This is a genomic window from Lujinxingia sediminis (genome assembly GCF_004005565.1).
GTDB classification, from domain to species: Bacteria; Myxococcota_A; Bradymonadia; order Bradymonadales; family Bradymonadaceae; genus Lujinxingia; species Lujinxingia sediminis.
This window is the reverse complement of the sequence record NZ_SADD01000040.1, coordinates 1-1078: the sequence shown is the minus strand read 5'-3', so window position 1 is coordinate 1078 and position 1078 is coordinate 1. Positions and strand designations below refer to the sequence as shown.

General features: G+C 58.8%; 1 protein-coding gene. It reads left to right on the top strand.

The features are described 5' to 3' along the window. The first annotated feature begins 161 nt into the window (after window positions 1-161). Entirely contained in the window at window positions 162-1040 is an 879-nt protein-coding gene (locus tag EA187_RS20200; protein WP_241250219.1) for an IS3 family transposase, read from the top strand. Window positions 1041-1078 lie beyond the last annotated feature (38 nt).

Here is a 1078-nt window from a genome sequence, read left to right as displayed (position 1 = left end):
TCCCTTCACAACTGGTTAAAGAAGCACCGTGAGGAACGCGGCGATGATGTGAGCGAGTCCGAGCAGGAGGAGTTGCAGCGCCTGCGCCGGGAGAATCGCATCCTTAAGGAGGAGCGCGATATTTTAAAAAAGGCCGCAGCCTTCTTTGCGAAGGAGTCGAAGTGAGGTGCCGCTTCATCCAGGCAGAGAGGGCGAACCACAGCGTGAGCATGTTGTGCCGGGTGATGCGGGTGCCGCGCTCCACGTTTTATGCGTGGCGAAGCCGCAAACCCAGCGCCCGAGCGCAGGAGGATGCTCGCCTCAAGCCGCTCATTCGCCGCATTTTTCTGGAGAGTCGCAAATGTTATGGCTCTCCACGCATCCACCGGGAACTGCGCCATCACGATGTGAGCATCGGGCGAAAACGTGTGGCGCGCTTGATGCGTGAGCAAGGTTTAAGGTCGGTTTCGCGCCGTAAATACAGGTGTACCACCGACTCCAATCACGACTATAAGCCCGCGCCAAACACGCTCAATCGCCGCTTCAACGTGAGCGAGCCTAACCGCGCCTGGGTGGGCGATATCACGTATTTGTGGACGACTCGCGGCTGGCTCTATCTGGCCGTGCTCATCGACCTTGCCTCGCGGCGCGTGGTCGGCTGGGCAATGGCCACGCATATGCGTCAGGAACTCACCCAGGCATGTCTTCAGATGGCGGTGCACCAACGTCGTCCCGAGGCCGGATGGCTCCACCACACCGACCAGGGCTCCCAATACGCCGCCGGCGATTACCGCAAGATGGTCGAGAACTGGGGCGGCCAAATCAGCATGAGCAACAAAGGCGACTGCTGGGATAATGCGGTCGCCGAGAGCTTTTTCGCATCGCTCAAAAAAGAGCTCGTCTATCAGACGACCTTTACCACGCAAGATGAGGCGAGCCTCGCCGTGCTTGACTACATCCGCTGGTACAACGCCAGGAGGTTGCATTCAGCGATTGGCTTTGAATCTCCCAATCGCTACGAAGAGAAGATGGCCCGCGCCGCGCTAGGTCAGGCGGCATGAATTAAGAGATGACTGTCCAGGAAAGCGGGGCAACTTCA